Annotated in this window: 1 protein-coding gene; it reads right to left on the reverse strand. The window is 66.0% G+C overall.

Annotation, left to right across the window (positions count from 1 at the left end):
* Window positions 1-116 precede the first annotated feature (116 nt).
* Window positions 117-1,025 (reverse strand): RNA-guided endonuclease TnpB family protein (locus FEF15_RS19205; protein WP_163561075.1); only part of this gene is annotated, 909 nt, incomplete at its 5' end.

A 1,025-nucleotide genomic window follows, 5' to 3' on the forward strand; every position in this document is an offset into this window, starting at 1 on the left:
TTGACCTCCTCCCCTCCCTACAGCGCTAAAGCGCTTCAGGAAGAGGATTCCCTGGCGGGTGCTAGCCCGATCGCTCGGGTGGCCGGTTCCTGCTGCTGGCGGCCTTGCCGCACCGCTCACTTCACAGGCGCAACGGGCAGGTCCTGCCCTGATAACCACTCGTGTGCTCTGGCCAGGACGTTGCGGGCACCGACCACATCGGCATGCGCCGTGTGTTCGCAGGCCTGGCAGCAGAAGGTCGCGCGACTGGGCCGGTTGGCAGCCGACACATGCCCGCACTCGGGACAGGTCTGGCTGGTATGCGCCGCCGGCACGGCGACCAGCAGCCCGCCTCGCCATTCCTGCTTGTAGGTGAGCTGGCGCCGGAACTCGTACCAGCCCTGGTCGAGTATCGCCTTGTTCAGCCCGGCCTTTTGCCGGACCCGCTTGCCCGGTGCGGCCAGAGAGCCGCTGGCCGATGCCGTCATGTTGCGGACCTGCAGAGCCTCGATGGCGACCATGGCGTGGTTATTGCTGATCGCCGTCGAGAGTTTGTGCAGAGTGTCGCGACGGGCATTGGCGGCTTTCTGGTGCAGCCGGGCGATGCGGACCTTCTGCTTCTTCCAGTTCTGGGAGAATTGGGTCTTGTGCTTGAGGTGGCGCTGGGCCGTGGCGATGCGCCGCTCGAGGTGCCGGAAGCTGTTGCGTCCGGTATAGGGCTGGCCGTTGGAGTCGACGGCGAAATGCGCCACGCCCATGTCCAGGCCAACCGTCGAGGTGGCCAGATGGCGCGGCGACTCCGCCACCTCGATCTCGACCTGGAAGCTGATGTGCCAGTGGCCGCCGTCAAGCCCCACGGTGCAACTGGTGATCTTGCCCGCCACCGGCCGCGACTGACGAAAGCGCACCCAGCCCAGGCCGGCCGGCAGCTTCACGCGGCGATGATCGAGACGGCAGTATTTGGCGAAGTTGACGAAGCGGATGCTGTCGCGGCTCTTGCCCTTCTTCTTGAAGGTCGGCGCCTCGGCATCCAGCTTGGGGTTGAA

Origin of the sequence: Halomonas sp. NO4 (assembly GCF_010994375.1) — a bacterium.
GTDB lineage: Bacteria > Pseudomonadota > Gammaproteobacteria > Pseudomonadales > Halomonadaceae > Halomonas.